This window comes from Mesorhizobium sp. M1423 (assembly GCF_040317575.1).
In the GTDB taxonomy this organism is placed as follows: Bacteria; Pseudomonadota; Alphaproteobacteria; order Rhizobiales; family Rhizobiaceae; genus Mesorhizobium.
This window is the reverse complement of sequence record NZ_JAMYKU010000088.1, coordinates 1-774: the sequence shown is the minus strand read 5'-3', so window position 1 is coordinate 774 and position 774 is coordinate 1. Positions and strand designations below refer to the sequence as shown.

Annotated in this window: 1 protein-coding gene; it reads right to left on the bottom strand. The window is 63.6% G+C overall.

Annotated features, from left to right (window positions below):
* On the bottom strand, positions 1 to 774 hold a 774-nt coding region (locus tag NKG95_RS34200; RefSeq protein WP_353043881.1), incomplete at both ends, for a toxin TcdB middle/N-terminal domain-containing protein.

Here is a 774-nt window from a genome sequence, read left to right as displayed (position 1 = left end):
CTGGTTCACCTCCTTTTGCGGCGATCCATAGTAATTGGAGAAGCTGCGCTTGCGGGTGAGATTGCCCTTGGCCGGCGGCGTCGCGTTCGCGCCCGTGTTGCCGTCATAATAGGTCTCGTCATAGCCGATATAGGGGAAGCTTGTGTCCAGCCCGGCGCGCACGGTCTGGCTGCTCGGCAGCGAGACGATGTAGGCCGTCGTGTTCGGCGCGAAGCTTGCCACCGTCCAGGTCTCGTCGCCGCTGACGTCGGTGCGGCCATGGTCCTTGATGCTGGTGACGTTGTTATAGGCGTCGAACGTCCGCTCGACCCTCAATGTACGCGCAATGTTCTCGGTCAGCGTCGTGTCCGTCGCCGTGTTCTGCACGGTGTAGGGCTTGGTCGCGGTGTTGACCGCATAGGTCTCGGCCACCTGCTTGTGGACGGTGCCCGCGCCATCCTTCCACAGCGTCAGCGACGGCAGGCCGTAGCTTGCCAGGTCCTGCAGGTAGGTGGTCTCGACTTTGGAGGCCGCCGTCTCGCCATTGGCCAGCGGTTTGGTCTCGACGATGGAGGCGAAGCCCAGGAATTTGCGCGCCGCCGGATCGTATTTGCCGCCGGCATAGCTGTAGGTGCTCACCGCCGTCTGGCCGCGGCCGTCGCCGACCGACAGTTTTGTCACCGCATGCACCACCTGCGGCAGATAATTGTTCACCCAGGTCGACGACGGCGCATACTCCACCGCGACCGTTCCGCCCAGCTCCGTCACCACCGAACGAAGCAGGTTCGGATTGCC